The 14,682-nt window shown below is 62.8% G+C and carries 14 protein-coding genes and 1 riboswitch; of the genes, 5 read left to right on the top strand and 9 right to left on the bottom strand.

Features of this window, described 5'->3' with window-relative positions; translation table 11 throughout:
* Positions 1-42: 42 nt before the first annotated feature.
* Positions 43-140: riboswitch (TPP riboswitch) on the bottom strand.
* A 66-nt stretch (positions 141-206) separates the two neighbouring features.
* Positions 207-1,364, bottom strand: a complete 1,158-nt coding sequence (locus tag V3C40_RS16090; protein WP_331777956.1) for an iron-containing alcohol dehydrogenase — start codon at positions 1,362-1,364, stop codon at positions 207-209.
* A 142-nt stretch (positions 1,365-1,506) separates the two neighbouring features.
* On the opposite strand from V3C40_RS16090, the gene V3C40_RS16085 reads away from it, so the two are divergent.
* Both V3C40_RS16085 and V3C40_RS16080 read left to right on the top strand, forming a co-directional pair.
* Positions 1,507-1,812 (top strand): ferritin family protein, encoded by a 306-nt coding sequence (locus V3C40_RS16085; protein ID WP_034750230.1) that lies wholly within the window; start codon positions 1,507-1,509, stop codon positions 1,810-1,812.
* Between the two features lie 125 nt (positions 1,813-1,937).
* Positions 1,938-2,417 carry an Imm26 family immunity protein gene (locus V3C40_RS16080; protein WP_331777955.1) on the top strand — a complete coding sequence of 160 codons (480 nt, stop codon included), beginning with the start codon at positions 1,938-1,940 and terminating at the stop codon, positions 2,415-2,417.
* A 98-nt stretch (positions 2,418-2,515) separates the two neighbouring features.
* On the opposite strand, the gene V3C40_RS16075 is transcribed toward V3C40_RS16080, so the two are convergent.
* Both V3C40_RS16075 and ompR read right to left on the bottom strand, forming a co-directional pair.
* Positions 2,516-3,874: a sensor histidine kinase gene (locus V3C40_RS16075; RefSeq protein WP_331777954.1), complete on the bottom strand. Its 1,359-nt coding sequence runs from the start codon at positions 3,872-3,874 to the stop codon at positions 2,516-2,518.
* A 13-nt stretch (positions 3,875-3,887) separates the two neighbouring features.
* Complete coding sequence (gene ompR, locus V3C40_RS16070) at positions 3,888-4,589, bottom strand: osmolarity response regulator transcription factor OmpR (RefSeq protein ID WP_223278807.1); 702 nt, start codon at positions 4,587-4,589, stop codon at positions 3,888-3,890.
* Positions 4,590-4,852: 263 nt separating this feature from the next.
* Between ompR and V3C40_RS16065 the strand changes: the two genes are divergently transcribed.
* Positions 4,853-5,242, top strand: coding sequence for a hypothetical protein (locus V3C40_RS16065; RefSeq protein WP_128142525.1), 390 nt, complete (start codon positions 4,853-4,855; stop codon positions 5,240-5,242).
* A gap of 160 nt (positions 5,243-5,402) precedes the next feature.
* Positions 5,403-7,262 carry a flagellar assembly protein A gene (locus V3C40_RS16060; RefSeq protein WP_331777953.1) on the top strand — a complete coding sequence of 620 codons (1,860 nt, stop codon included), beginning with the start codon at positions 5,403-5,405 and terminating at the stop codon, positions 7,260-7,262.
* 3 nt (positions 7,263-7,265) lie between these two features.
* Here the strand turns inward: V3C40_RS16060 and arfB are convergent, their stop codons facing one another.
* The gene (arfB, locus tag V3C40_RS16055; RefSeq protein WP_034749850.1) at positions 7,266-7,664 is read right to left on the bottom strand and encodes an alternative ribosome rescue aminoacyl-tRNA hydrolase ArfB; all 399 of its coding nucleotides are present in this window, start codon (positions 7,662-7,664) and stop codon (positions 7,266-7,268) included.
* Positions 7,665-7,860: 196 nt separating this feature from the next.
* Between arfB and V3C40_RS16050 the strand changes: the two genes are divergently transcribed.
* The gene (locus tag V3C40_RS16050) at positions 7,861-8,343 is read left to right on the top strand and encodes a chemotaxis protein CheW (protein WP_331777952.1); all 483 of its coding nucleotides are present in this window, start codon (positions 7,861-7,863) and stop codon (positions 8,341-8,343) included.
* A 36-nt stretch (positions 8,344-8,379) separates the two neighbouring features.
* On the opposite strand, the gene V3C40_RS16045 is transcribed toward V3C40_RS16050, so the two are convergent.
* The 5 genes from V3C40_RS16045 to V3C40_RS16025 form a co-directional block, all read right to left on the bottom strand.
* A complete protein-coding gene (locus V3C40_RS16045) occupies positions 8,380-10,371 on the bottom strand; it encodes an ATP-binding cassette domain-containing protein (protein ID WP_034749846.1) in 1,992 nt (663 codons plus the stop codon).
* Positions 10,372-10,506: 135 nt separating this feature from the next.
* Positions 10,507-11,397 (bottom strand): 50S ribosomal protein L3 N(5)-glutamine methyltransferase, encoded by an 891-nt coding sequence (gene prmB, locus V3C40_RS16040; RefSeq protein ID WP_331777951.1) that lies wholly within the window; start codon positions 11,395-11,397, stop codon positions 10,507-10,509.
* 56 nt (positions 11,398-11,453) lie between these two features.
* The gene (gene dapE, locus V3C40_RS16035) at positions 11,454-12,590 is read right to left on the bottom strand and encodes a succinyl-diaminopimelate desuccinylase (RefSeq protein ID WP_331777950.1); all 1,137 of its coding nucleotides are present in this window, start codon (positions 12,588-12,590) and stop codon (positions 11,454-11,456) included.
* A 46-nt stretch (positions 12,591-12,636) separates the two neighbouring features.
* Positions 12,637-12,993, bottom strand: coding sequence for an ArsC family reductase (locus V3C40_RS16030; protein WP_219327357.1), 357 nt, complete (start codon positions 12,991-12,993; stop codon positions 12,637-12,639).
* Between the two features lie 133 nt (positions 12,994-13,126).
* Complete coding sequence (locus V3C40_RS16025) at positions 13,127-14,674, bottom strand: FAD-dependent oxidoreductase (RefSeq protein ID WP_331777949.1); 1,548 nt, start codon at positions 14,672-14,674, stop codon at positions 13,127-13,129.
* Positions 14,675-14,682: the final 8 nt, after the last annotated feature.

Below are 14,682 nucleotides of genomic sequence, written 5' to 3'. Positions count from 1 at the left end.
GCTGCTTGTTCGGCTGGCGCCAACGCAGGAGCTATCAAAGGAGGGAGGTACTTTGCGCTTTCCTTCGCTGGCATTATCCAGATCAGGTACGAAGGGTATCTCTCACCCGGATGACTGCTCCAGGACCCCTAGCGAAACGACAGCTTAGCATGAAGCACGGCCAGCTGTCCCACCCTGCTGACCGTTTTACAACAGTGTGGTGCGATCTACAGGCTCAGTTCCAGCACCTTGCGGCTGATGGCGGGCGTGATTTCACGCTGTTCGCCCAGCGCCGTCATGCCGTGCGCTTCCAGGGCGGACACGACGGCGTCCACGCTGGCGTGGTTCAGGCCATAGTCGGCCAGGCGCGTCTTGACGCCCATGTGGCGGAAGAAGAATTCCGTGCGCGCGATGGCCGCCTCGATGCGGCCATCTTCGTCGCCGCCGTCCAGGCCCCAGACGCGAGCCGCGTACTGCAGCAGCTTGGCGCGCTTGGCTTGCTTGCGCACGCGCAGCATGCTGGGCAGGATGATGGCCAAGGTTTGCGCATGATCGAGCTCGTACAAGGCCGTCAATTCGTGGCCGATGGCGTGCGTGGACCAGTCCTGCGGCACGCCCACGCCGATCAGGCCGTTCAAGGCCAGGGTGGCGCTCCACATCACGTTGGCGCGCACGTCGTAGTCATCCGGATGCGACAGCGCCTTCGGGCCTTCCTCGATCAGGGTCAGCAGGATGCCTTCGGCAAAGCGGTCCTGCACGGAGGCGTTCACAGGGTAGGTCAGGTATTGCTCCATCACATGCGCGAACGCGTCGACGACGCCATTGCCTACCTGGCGCAGCGGCAAGGTGAACGTTTTCGACGGGTCCAGCACGGAGAATTTCGGATACACCTTGCGGCTCATGAACGAGCGCTTTTCCTGCGTGGCCTTGCGCGTGATCACGGCCGAGCCATTCATTTCGGACCCCGTGGCCGGCAAAGTCAATACGGTGCCGAAGGGCAGGGCGGCCTCGACGATCTTGCCGCCCTTGGCCAGGATGTCCCACGCCTCACCCTCATGCAGGGCAGCCGCGGCGATGAACTTGGTGCCATCGACCACAGAGCCGCCGCCGACGGCCAGCAGGAAATCGATGCGCTCGCTTTTCACGAGGGCCACGGCCTGCATCAGGGTTTCATAGCTGGGATTGGGTTCGATGCCGGCAAACTCCATCATCGTATGCCCGGCCAGCGCCGCCTTGACTTCATCATAGACGCCGTTCTGCTTGATGCTGCCGCCGCCATACGTCATGAGCACTCTGGCCTGGGGCGGGATCAGTGCCGTGATGGCGGCGATCTGGCCCTGGCCGAAGAGGATTTGCGTCGGATTGTAAAAGTCGAAATTGAACATGGGGCTCCTGCCGCTGAGGTTTAGGCTGTTGCTGAGCCATGATTATGGCCGAACGGGTGGAAACGTGTCGTGGACGCTTGAGCTTTTCGCCCGCGCGGTGGAGAATGCAGCCGATGTCACCACCACGCGAAAAGGAATGCGCATGACCACCGTCCCACTGGAAGAATCCGGCTTGCCGGCCACCGCGCTCGACATGCACCGCGCCATCGGCGCCACCATCGCCGCGCTGCAGGCGCTGGACTTGAATAGCCAGCGTTTCGAGGCGTGCACGGACCCGGAACTGCGCCGCGTGCTCGCGCATGCGGGCGACACGAGCCGCAAGGAAGCGGCCATGCTGCTCGAATGGATGCGCCGCCGCGATGCGCGCCTGGACACGGCCATGAAGGAGGCGCTGTTCAAGGCGGGGCCGATTGTTGCCCAGTATCACTATGACGAGAAAATATTGTAACTATTGGTTTGTTGTTGTGGCGTACCATGCGCCACTTTCGCATCGCTTCGCGTAGACTGTGCCCCTAATTAAATTTAACGCCGGATAGCAGCGGCTGTCCGGTGTATTCCAGGGGGCTTTTAGAAATGAAATCATTACCATACCGAGAAGGCAGCTGGTTTGCCGTGCCCCTGCCGGGCGGCGGTTATGCCGTCGGCGTGGTGGCGCGCAGGGCACCTGCCGGGCGCATCATGCTGGCGTATATGTTCGGGCCGAAGCGCGACAGCTTGCCCACGCTGGGCGAGCTGGAAGGCTTGCGGCCGGAACAGGCCGTGCGCCGCCTGCGCACGGGCGACATGGCCCTGCTCAACGAGCGCTGGCCCCTGCTGGGCGACAGTCCCCACTGGAACCGTGACGACTGGCCCATGCCGGCCTTTATCCGCCGCAACGAATCCTTGCAGCGCGCCTGGCGCGCCAGCTATGCGGATGCCGATCCTGCCAAGCTGAACCGCGAGGAATCGATTCCCTTCGATACGCCGGGCATGGAAAGCGATTCCCTGTACGGCTACGGGGCGACGGAATTGTTGATGAGTAAATTGCTGGCGCAGGAGCAGGCGTCGGCTTGATTGCTGCTGGGGGGCGCTGATGTTGGCGCAGCGTAGGTCGGATTACGCGGTTCCCGCTAATCCGACCTACCTCGCCCGCACCGCTGGCGTCATTATTTTTACGCCGCTGGCAAGCTGATCTGAAACGCCAGGCCGCCGCCTTCGCGGTTGCGCACCTGTAATTCAGCACCGTGGCGCAGCAGCACGCGGTCGACGATGGCCAGGCCCAGGCCCGCGCCATTTGCCTGCCCGCGCGCCGTGTCGAGGCGGGTGAACGGTTTCATCAGCTGCTCGATCTTTTCCGCCGGCACGCCCGTGCCGTGATCCTGCACCTCGATGATCACCTTTTTCGCGCCGTGGCTGGTGCGCACGTGGCAGGCGATGTCGATTTCCGTCATGTCGCTGCCCGGCGTCTTGCCATAGCGGCGCGCATTCTCGATCAGGTTGTTCAGCACGCGGCGCAAGTCGGTGGGGTTGCCCATCGCATGCGCGCCATCGGCGATGGTGGCGTTGATCTTCACGTCCGGCAGGCGCATCGCTTCGCGCGTCATGTCGTTGAGCAAACCGCTGAGGTCGACGTCCGTAAAGCTCGACGCTTCCGTCGGCTTGGCATAGTCGAGGAACTGGCCGATGATGGCGTCCATTTGCCCGATATCGGACTGGATGCCTTCGCGCGCCTCGTCCGACAGATTGGCCATTTCCACTTCCAGCTGCATGCGCGCCAGCGGCGTGCGCAAGTCGTGCGAAATGCCGGCCAGAATCACGGCGCGGTCCGATTCCACCTGTTTCAGATCATCGACCATCTGGTTGAAGCTGCGGTTCGCCTCGATGATTTCGATCGGGCCCTTTTCCGGCAGCGGCGCCGGCTGCTTGCCCTTGGCGATGTCGCGCGCGGCCGCCGTCAAACGCGACAGCGGCAGATTGATCAGGCTGGAAATGATGGCCGCACCCAGCAGGGACAGCAGGGACACCAGGCTGGCCCAACCCAGCCACTGGAAGCCCGTCAGGCCGCGCAGGCGCTCGCGGTCCAGCATCAGCCAGTATTCGTCGTCGTCGATCTTGAAGCTGACCCAGAAGCCGGCCACGCCATTGACACGCGCGGAAAAGCGCGTGTCCTTGCCCAGCTTGGCCTTCACCAGCGCCTCGATGTCGGGCATCAGGTAATTGTCGGGCGGCGGCTCGATGCGGTCGTCCTCTTCCAGCGAGAAGATGCGGATGCCTTCATTGCTGACGAGGTCGAACAGCAGCTCGCGCCGCAGCTCGGGAGCCGAGTGCGTCAATGCCGCATGCGTGATGGTGACGACGGAAATGATCTGGGCGGAAATCTGCTGCGCCTGCGGCTCGCGCTGGATGACGGAAATCATGCCGATCCAGGTGATCATGCTGACGGTGGTCAAGGTGCCGAGCAGCAAAAAGGTGCGCCAGAACAGGCCGCTTTTCAGCCGCGCCAGGCTGATATCGGGAACAAGCTTCATCATGCCTCGCCTGCGATCAGCGCGGCTGTCCGTCCGGGATGAAGACGTAGCCGAGGCCCCACACGGTCTGGATGAACAGCGGGCTCGACGGATCGGGTTCGATCAGTTTGCGCAGGCGCGAAATCTGCACGTCCAGGCTGCGGTCGAACACTTCATATTCGCGGCCGCGCGCCAGTTCCATCAGTTTTTCGCGCGACAGCGGTTGGCGCGCATGGCGGGCAAACACTTTCAGCACGGAAAATTCACCGGTCGTCAGCGGCACCGTTTCGCCATTCTTTTTCAGGGTGCGCGTGCCCAGGTCCAGCACGAAGTCGCCGAACTCGAAGGTTTGCGGCGTTTCCGACGGCGCGCCCGGGATTTCATCGGGACCCTTGCGGCGCAGCACGGCGCCGATGCGGGCCACCAGTTCGCGCGGATTGAATGGTTTCGGCAGGTAGTCGTCGGCACCCATTTCCAGGCCCACGATGCGGTCCACGTCCTCGCCCTTGGCCGTCAGCATGATGATCGGCGTCTGGTCGCCCGCGCCGCGCAGGCGGCGGCAGATCGACAGGCCATCTTCACCGGGCAGCATCAGGTCGAGCACCAGCAAGTCGTAGCGTTCGCGCAGCCACAGCTTGTTCATGGCCGTCGCGCTCTCTGCCGTGAATACATTGAAGCCCTGTTCGGTCAGGTAGCGCCGCAGCAGGTCGCGCAGGCGCACATCGTCATCGACCACCATGATTTTTGCCTGGTGGCCGTGGATCGATTGCGTTGTTGTATTGCTGCCGGTAGTGGAGGTTGTGGTCATTTAAGGTGTCGTGTTATCTTATATTAGTTGCTATAGTAACGCCTCGCGCGGCGTCGGCAAGGGGCTGTGGCGACCCATTACAAAGTGTTACAAACTTTACCCAATTACTCTTACTGCACCGTGTAAAGCATCATACACTGGGGCCACAGTGGAAATCAGCTTTAGTTTATACGGCATCGCGGAAGAGGAACTCAATGAATATCTTTACTAAAAAAATTCACGCCGCTCCCAGCGCAGCTATTGCCGCACGTACAGTTGTGCTGTCCGCATTTGCCGTGTGTTCCGTGTTTGCCGCCAGCCTGGCGTCGGCACAAAACCAGCCGCCACCGCGCCGTGACGACCAGCAGCAAATGCAGGCCCAGCGGTATGAACAGGTACAGCGCAGCAACAGCAATGATACGCGACTGCGCGAGCAGCGTGACGCACGCAGTTTCGACACGCGCGCCGAAGAGCAGCGCCGCGCCAACGAAGGCGCCGACGCTTCGCGCCGCACGGGCCGCATGACGCCAGACGAACGCCGCGACCTGCGCCGCCAGATCAACGAAGTGGGCCAGGACATCTATTCGAATCCGCCGCGCCGCTAGGCACCACGCACCCCATCCGACAGGGCCATCTCGCAAGACATGGCCCTGTCTGCATTTGGCCGCCAACATTATTGCTGAGCCAGGCACACGGCCCCGCCCCGTGATATTGTTCTAACGCAATGAGGTAATTCTCTGACATTGTTGCTGGGGGAGGCAAGTGGTGAGCGACGACGACACACCCGTTCCGGATGCGGCCCCCGCAGGCGGCTTGCCGCATGGTCTGGTCCAACGCGACGAGGGCGTGTTCCTGGACCTGTCGCTGGCGCCGGCGCAGCTGCGCGCCGCCGTCGACCAGCTGTTCCAGTCGGGCCAGTTGCTGGCCGGCCTCGATTACGGTTTGTTCCTGCTGACCCTGTTTCACGCCCCTGTCCCCCGCGCCGCGCCCAAGGGCGATGCCTTGCTGCGCATCGCCGTGCGCGTGGCGCCGTTCCCGCCTCCGCGCCGCGCGCTGTACCAACAGGTCAAGATTCGTGGCGACAGCGCCGAGTTTTACTTTGAAACCTTGCTTGCGGACGCGGATGGCCAGGTGGCGGCGCGCCGCGAGTTTGACGAGCTGGTGGCCGATCTGTGGTGCAAGGGCGTGCACTACGGTATCGATAGCGTGGCCGTGCGCGCCATGCTCGCCAGCGGCAAGGCCGAGCGCATCACGGTGGCGCGGGTACTGCCGCCGCAGCCGGGGCGCGACGCCCAACTGGTGGAAGTGTCGCAAGGCATCCACCGCGACGATGCGCCGCGCGAACGCTCCGATGGCCGCCTGGATTTGCTCAGCTTCAAGAACCGCTTTCCGCAGGTGAAAAAACACGCGCGCCTGCTGCGTCTGTTGCCTGGTATGCCCGGCTTGCCTGGCTACGACCTGGCCGGCAAGGCGCTGCCGCCGCCAGCGCCGCAGGAACTGGACCTGGCCACAGTGGCGGGGCCAGGCACGGCGGTCGAGCATTTCAGCGATGGCAATTTCCTCGTTGCCACCCAGGATGGCTATGTGAATGTCGATGAGCACGGCAAGATGGCGATCGAAAACAAGATCGTCAGCCGCGAAGGTGTCAGCAGCCGCACCACGGGCAATCTGAAGCTGCGCGCCGCCTACGAGGAGTACGGCGAAGTGCAGGAGCAGCGCCAGCTCGACGGCAGCGACATCACCATCCATGGCGACGTGTATGGCCATTTGCACTCGCATGGCGGGTTAATATGGTTGCACCGTAACCTGGTGGGTGGCACGGCCTTCAATGCGGATGGCGACGTGCGCGTCGAGGGCGTCGCTTCCGGTTCCGTGCTGCAGGCGCTGAGCGGCGAAGTACACGTGAAGCGTGCGGAAAGCTGCGTCATCGCCGGCACGCGCGTGGTGATCGACAGCGCCAGCAATTGCGAGATCATCGCCGACGAGGTCGTCATCGAGCTGGCCGAAGGCTGCGCGGTGGCGGCGCGCACCATCCGCATCGGCAGCGCCGGTCCCCGCAAGCAGGTGGAGATGCTGCTGTTTCCCCTCGTACCTGACCTGAGTGCGCTGGAGCAAAAGATCGCCGAAAGCCTGGCGAAGGCGGCGCAATTCCTGCAGGTGCAGCACAAGCGCCAGCAGGAAATCGATGCCATCGCGCAATTGCCCGAGGTACGCAATTACCTGACCCTGGCGGGCCAGCTGCGGCGCGGCGAATTGCAACTGCAGCCAGCGCAACAGCTGCAGTACGACAAGCTGGCCGCGCGCATCGCTCCCGTCCTGAAAGAGGTGGCGCGGCTGCGCGTGGAGGTCAAACAGTCGGAAATCCTGCACGCACAGATGCTGGCCCTGGTGGCGCAAGTGCGGCAGGAGCGGCAGGCGACGGCCGGCCAGTCGCGCTGCAGCCTGGGCCTGATCGATGGGGAGACGACGGTGCGCGCCCTGGTCGTACCGCCCGGGCCGGCCAAGGTCTACGACCGGCCGCCGAAGGAAATCAAGGCCTTGCTGCGCAGCGCCACGCCAGCCACGCAAGCCGTGTTTTCGGATAGCACGGGCAGCCTGGAATGGACGTATGCGCCGCCGCCGTAGCGTTTAATCCGTGACCTTGCCGCGCGACTGTTTGAGCACGCTGTGCGTGCTCTTGCTGTCGAGGCGGCGCCGCTGCGAGCTGCGCGTGGGCTTGGTGGCGCGGCGCACGGCGGGCAGGAAGGTCACGCTGTCGATGATTTCCTGCAAGCGCCGCAACGCTTCTTCCTTGTTCTGCTCCTGGCTGCGCGACTGCTGCGCCTTGAGCACCAGCACGCCATCCTTGCTGATGCGGCTGTCGCGCAGGGCCAGCAGCCGTTCCTTGTACGCTTCCGGCAGCGACGAGGCGGCGATCGGAAAGCGCAAATGGATGGCGCTGGACACCTTGTTGACATTCTGCCCGCCCGGGCCCTGGGCGCGGATGGCGGAAAATTCAACTTCAGCGGGATTGACGAGGTGTTGCATGGCCTGCCTGTGGGGGAATGATGTGGGTATTGTAAGGGAAGATGGCTGCGCCGGCGCAAGGGCGGGATCGCCAGCCGATGATGTCTTCCGGGAAAGTTGATGTTTCTCAACGCCGCTTGCGGCGATGCTGGTTAGCATGGGGCCAACGTTGCGCCACTGCGCATCCTGGCAGCGCTTACCGGATGAAAGGAATACCATGCAGCCCACGATCACGCCTGGCGCCGCAACCGCGCAATACCTGACGCAGTACCTGAGCTTCCGGCTGGGCGGCCTGGAATACGGCCTCGACTACCGCCGCGTGCGGGAATTGCGCCCGCTGAAGGAACTCGACCGTTTTTCCTCGGAAGGGGAAGTGCTGCACAGCGTGGCCGTCTCGCGCGGCGTGATCATCCCCATCGTCGACATGCGCGCCGCGTTCGGCAGTGCCCACGGCGCGCCCGACCCGGCCACCGACGTGATCATCCTGCAGCTGAGTAATGGCGTGATGGGCATGGTGGTCGATGGCGTCACCGATATCGTCAGCCTGGCGCCCGGCGACATCGCCGCCGTGCCCGGCCTGGGCGAGGCGGAAGCCGATTACCTGCTGGGCCTGGGCACGGTGGCGGGGCGCCGATTGATCCTCGTCGACATCGACCGCCTGATGGCGATCCGCAGCCCCAGTCCCATGCAGGCGGCATAAAAAAAGACGACCCTGGGGTCGTCTTTGTGTTTGGTGTTAGCCGAGCTTTTCCAACTGATCCTGCAGATCGAGCCATTCCGCTTCCAGCTGCGCCAGATCCTTGGTGAAGAAGGTCTGGTCGGCCAGCAGTTGCTTCAATTTCGCCTTGTTGGCCGCGTCATAGATGGTCGGTTCGCCCAGCTTGGCATCGGTTTCCGCCTTTTGCGCATTGCGCTTGGCGATCTGCTCTTCCTGGCGCTTGATCTTGTTTTCGATCGGCTTGCGCAAAGCGGCGGCTTTCTGGCGCTCTTCCGCTTCCTTGCGCTTGTCGCGCACGGGCGCGGCAGGGGCTGCTGCGGCAACGACGGGCGAGACCACGGGGAAATCGGTCTTGTTGGCCTTGCCTGCGGCCGGCAGCACGTCCGTGCCTTTGCCCAGCTTGGTCTTGAACAGCCAGTCCTTGTAGTCATCGAGGTCGCCGTCGAACGGTTGCAGCTTGCCGTCGGCAACGATGATGAATTCGTCCGTGGTGGCGCGCAGCAAATGGCGATCATGGGATACGACGACCAGCGTGCCTTCGAACTGGGCCAGCGCTTCCGTCAGTGCTTCGCGCGTTTCCAGATCCAAATGATTGGTCGGTTCATCGAGCAGCAGCAGGTTAGGACGCTGCCAGACGATCAGGGCCAGCGCCAGACGGGCTTTTTCGCCGCCCGAGAACGGCGCGATCGAGGCGGTCACCATGTTGCCGGGGAAGTTGAAGCCGCCGAGGAAGTTGCGCAGTTCCTGCTCGCGCACGGTCGGGGCGATCTTCGCCAGATGCCACAGCGGCGATTCGTCATGGCGCAGCATTTCCACCTGGTGCTGGGCGAAGTAGCCGATGTTGAGGCCCTTGCCCATGGTGGCGTCGCCCGTCAACGGCATCAGTTCGCCGGCGATGGTCTTGATCAGGGTCGATTTGCCGGCGCCGTTCTGGCCCAGCAAGCCGATACGCTGGCCGATCTGCAGCGAAAACTTGATGCCGTTGACGATGGTTTTATGCGTGATCTCGCCCGTCGCTTCGTTTTCGATCTTGTAGCCCGCATCGACGTCTTCCATCACCAGCAGCGGGTTCGGCGCGCTCAGCGGCTCGCGGAATTCGAACGAGAATTCGGCGGCGGCGCGCAGCGGCGCCAGCTCTTCCATCTTCGCCAGCGCCTTCATGCGGCTTTGCGCCTGGCGGGCTTTCGACGCTTGCGCCTTGAAGCGGTTCACGAACGATTCCAGGTGGGCGCGCTTGCGCTGCTGCTTTTCCAGCGCGCCGGCGGCCAGGATCATCTGTGCCGCGCGTTGACGCTCGAAGCTCGAATAGTTGCCCGAATAGCGTTTCAGCTTGCGTTCATCGATATGCACAACGACGTTGACCACTTCGTCGAGGAAGTCGCGGTCATGGGAAATGATCAGCAAGGTGCCGGCGTAGCGCTTGAGCCAGTCTTCCAGCCAGATGATGGCGTCCAGATCCAAGTGATTGGTCGGTTCATCGAGCAGCAGCAGGTCGGACGGGCACATCAGCGCTTGCGCCAGGTTCAAGCGCATGCGCCAGCCGCCCGAGAAACTGGCCACCGGTTGCTGCATCTGGTCCAGGGTAAAGCCCAGGCCCAGCAGCAATTGCTCGCCGCGCGACTGCACGGTATACGCGTCGGCATCGGCCAGCGCGCTGTAGATTTCGCCGATGGCGATGCCGTTTTCCGACGTGGCCGGTTCCGATTCCAGGCGCGTCAGTTCCGCTTCCAGTTTGCGCAGGGTGATGTCGCCATCGATCGCATAGTCGAGCGCGGCACGGTCCAGCGGCGGCGTTTCCTGCGCCACGTAAGCCACGCGCCATTTGGCCGGGAAATCGATCTCGCCCTGGTCAGGGTGCAATTCGCCACGCATCATGGCGAACAGGCTCGATTTGCCCGCGCCATTGGCGCCGATCAGGCCGATCTTGTCGCCCGGATTGAGGGTGACGTCGACTTGTTCGAGCAACGGTTTGATGCCGCGCATCAGGCTTACTTGTAGGAAACGTATCATTTTTTTCTTTGTAAAGGCTGGGGTTTAACCCTCGCCGTAAAATTCAGGTAGGTCGGATTAGCGTAGCGTAATCCGACAAGTGGCGCCGTGCCCGTCGGATTACGCCCTTCGGGCTAATCCGACCTACCAAGTCGATCAACCCAGCTTCAGCTGCTCGGCCGTCAGCAGGAATACCATGTCGTCGCCGGCGCTCGTCGTCAGCCAGGTCAGGCCCAGCTCGCCGAAGGCCGCTTCCGCGTATGCGCGTTCATTGCCGATTTCAATCATCAGGATGCCGTCGTCCGTCAGGCGCTCGGCCGCGCCGGCGATGATCTTGCGCACCAGGTCCATGCCGTCGCTGCCGCCGTCGAGGGCGATTTGCGGTTCGGCCAGGTATTCCTGGGGCAGGGCGCCCATCGACGCGGAATTCACGTACGGCGGGTTGCTGATGATCAAATCATATTTCTTGGCCGGCACGTTCGTGTACAGGTCCGATTCGATCAGGTTCACGCGGTCCTGCAACTTGTACGTGTCGACGTTGCGCTTGGCCACGGCCAGCGCGTCGACGGAAATATCCACGGCATCGACCGTGGCGTTCGGGAAGGCGTCGGCCATCATGATGGACAGGCAGCCCGAACCGGTGCACAGTTCCAGGATGTTTTCCACGGCTTCCGGTTCCGCCACCCATGGCGAAAAGTATTCAGGGATCAGCTCGGCGATGAAGGAACGGGGCACGATCACGCGCTCGTCGACGTAGAAATTGTAGGTGCCCAGCCAGCCTTCCTTGGTGATGTAGGCGGCCGGCACGCGGTCGATGCTGCGGCGGTCGATGACGCTCATCACGCTGGCCACTTCCGACGGCAGCAGTTTGGCGTCGAGGAAGGGTTCGAGCTTATCGAGCGGCAACTTCAAGGTGTGCAGGATCAGATAGGCCGCTTCGTCGAACGCTTCGGCGCTGCCGTGGCCGAAAAACAGCTTGGCGGTATTAAAACGGGTAACGGCGTAGCGCAGCAGGTCGCGTGGCGTGGAAAACGGGTTCGGGGTCATGGCATTCTCGAAAAGACGGTGTTCTGGCCCGCCGTGACGGGCCTCGGTATTCTGGTTCAGACGGGCAGCAAATGCTCCAGCGTGCGCCGGTAAATATTCTTCAGGGGATCGATGTGGCGCAGTTCGATGTGCTCGTCGATCTTGTGAATACTGGCATTGGGCGGCCCGAATTCTATCACTTGGGGGCAGATTTGCGCGATAAACCGGCCATCCGAGGTGCCGCCCGTGGTCGACAGCTCCGTCGCGATGCCCGTTTCTTCGAGGATGGCGGATGACAGCGCATCGCTCAAGGTGCCGCGCGGCGTGAGGAAGGGCAGGCCGCTCAGGGTCCACTGCAAATCGTATTGCAAGTCATGCTTGTCGAGGATGGCGTGCACCCGTTCCTGCAGATTTTCCGCCGTGCTGGCCGTGGAAAAGCGGAAGTTAAAGTCGATCACCATGTCGCCGGGAATCACGTTGTTGGCGCCCGTACCCGCGTTGATATTGGACATTTGCCACGAGGTCGGCAGGTAATACTCGTTGCCCGCGTCCCATTTCTCTTCGACCAGGTCGGCTAGCGCCTGCGCCGCTTCGTGGATCGGGTTTTTCGCCAGGTGCGGGTAGGCGATATGGCCTTGCACGCCCTTGATCGTCAAACGGCCTGACAGCGAACCGCGGCGGCCGTTCTTGATCATGTCGCCCAGCTGCGCGCTCGACGTCGGCTCACCCACCAGGCAATAGTCGATTTGCTCGCCCCGTTCCTTCAATTTGTTGCACACGATGACGGTGCCATCCGTGGCCGGGCCTTCCTCGTCGCTGGTGATCAGAAAGGCGATCGAACCCGTATGCCCGGGCGTGGCGGCGATGAATTCCTCGCAAGCGACCACCATGGCGGCGATCGATGTCTTCATGTCGGCCGCGCCACGGCCGTATAGCTTGCCGTCGCGGTGGGTGGGAATGAAGGGCAGCGAGCGCCATTGCTCGACGGGGCCGGTCGGCACCACGTCCGTATGGCCGGCAAAGACGAACACGGGAGAAGTCGTGCCACGGCGTGCCCACAGATTGGTGACGTCGTTCGACTGTATCGTCTCGCAGACAAAGCCCAGCGGTGTGAGGATGTCGATCAGGTGCTGCTGGCAGCCCTTGTCGTCGGGCGTGACCGAGGACAGGGCGATCAGTTTTTCGGTCAGGGCGAGGGTTTTGGAGGTGGTCATGGGTAAGGTCGTGCCGGCAACATCGTTCCGGTGGTCAACTAGAAGGTTACAGCGAGAAAATGGTCTTGTACTGCGCATCCGAAAACGCCACGCTGAACTGGCCATCCTTGTCCAGTACGGGGCGCTTGATGATGGAAGGGTTTTCCAGCATCAGCTCCAGGGCGCTGTCCGCATCGATAGTGGATGCCTTGCGCTCGTCGGACAGGGCGCGCCAGGTCGTGCCTTTCTTGTTGACCAGCACGTCCCACGGCAATTGCTGCAGCCACGCTGCGACGGTAGCGCGTTCCAGGCCCTGCTTCTTGAAGTCGTGGAAGGTGAAATCGAGTTGCTGCGCGGCCAGCCAGGTGCGGGCCTTTTTGACGGTATCGCAGTTGGGGATACCGTAGAGTGTAATGGTCGTCATGGGTAGGGCTAAGGGGAATGAATGCGGTTCGCTTGATCGCGGCGCTTGCGCCAGAGAAAAATGCGATGGTCGCCGCCATTATACAGTTGATGTGCAGTCAATGCGGCAGTGCAACACGGCCCGGTGATTTTCCCTACACAGGCCGTGGCGCCGCCTTGCCCGATTCGGCCGGACCGAAATGCAGGCCCAGCCGCAAGGCGAGCGCCCGCAGGGCTCCGCTCTCCTGCAGGTGCAGGGCCAGCGCGATATGGCCATCGGGGCGCACGAGGTAGGCCGCGTCGCGGCCCAGGCCGGCCAGCTTGGCGGCCACGTTATAGGTGTAGCAATGCACGGGCAGTTTCAGCACGCGCGCTTCGTCCAGCAGTTCGGGCGCCGGCTCGCCATAGATGTGCAATTGCCAATCCAAGCTGCGCAGAGCCGTAAAGTTGTCTTGCGTGCCGTCGGAAAACCATGGCAGGCGGTCACCGCCGCGCAAGTATTCCGCATGGCCTGCGGACAGGGCGCTGTCTTCATAGCTGATCTGGATCTGCGACACTGTTTTGAACAGCAAACGGCGCGCCCGCCCGAAGCCCGAGAGGAAGGGCAGCGCATGCGGCACCAGCCAGCGGCGCAGGAATTGTCCGGCCATGCCTTGCGCGACGATGGCCTGGAAGGCGCGGTCGGTGGTGGCGACGAGCTTGCGGGCAAACACGATGCGCTCGCTTTCATAGGTGTCGAGCAGGGCGTCGTTGCTTTGTCCGCGCAGCTTTTGCGCCAGCTTCCACGCCAGGTTGACGGCGTCGCCCAGGCCCGTGTTCATGCCTTGGCCGCCCACGGGGCTGTGCAAATGGGCCGCGTCGCCGAGGATGAAGCAGCGCCGCTCGCGAAACTGCGCCGCCACCCGGTGATGGACTTTATACGTGGAAAACCAGTTCACGTGCTCGACCTCGATGCCCAGCAAGGTTTGCACCTGTTCCCGCACGTCATCGAAGACGGGCGCCGGCGCGCCATCGGGGCGGTCGGGCAGGATGCCGATCAGGCGCTGCATGCCGCTGGTGCGCACGGGCAGCATCAGCGCAAACGAGTTCGCGCCCAGGTGGGCGTGCAAATCCGTGTTCTTGCCGGCCACTTGCGCGTCGGCCACGTAATACAGGTGGTCATAGGTGCCGCCGGAGAACTCGAAACCGGCGATCTCGCGCACTTTGCTGCGGGCGCCGTCGCAGCCGCAAATGTAGTTAAACGTGCAATATTGGCGTTCGCCGTCCTTGAGCACGATGGCTTGCACTTCGCTATCGTCCTGCGTCCACAGGTCCAGCGCGACGTTCCATTCCACGTGCACGCCGGCCGCCGCCAGCTTGCTGATCAGAAAGCGTTCATGCTCGTCCTGAGGCAAGCTCAGTACGAAAGGATAGGGGCTCAAGCCTTCGCCGATCTCGCCCAGCGCCAGTTTCACCAACTCCTCGCCGCCTTCGTGGATGTGCATGGCATTGATCTTGATACCGAGGCTGACCAGTTCATCGGCAAAGCCCAGCTGCTGGTAAAACTCCAGGGTGCGCGCATGCACGGCCATGGCCCGCGACGCCTGGCCCGGACCGCTGTTCTTGTCGATGATGCGGCAATCGACGCCATGGCGCGCCAGGCGCAAGGCCAGCATGAGACCGGTAGGACCGGCGCCGACGATCAGGACGGGAGGTGTATTCATGCCATCCA

Origin of the sequence: Janthinobacterium sp. LS2A (genome assembly GCF_036543145.1) — a bacterium.
Lineage (GTDB): Bacteria > Pseudomonadota > Gammaproteobacteria > Burkholderiales > Burkholderiaceae_D > Janthinobacterium > Janthinobacterium aestuarii.
The sequence above is the reverse complement of the archived record's forward strand: the minus strand, read 5'-3'. Positions and strand labels throughout refer to the sequence as shown.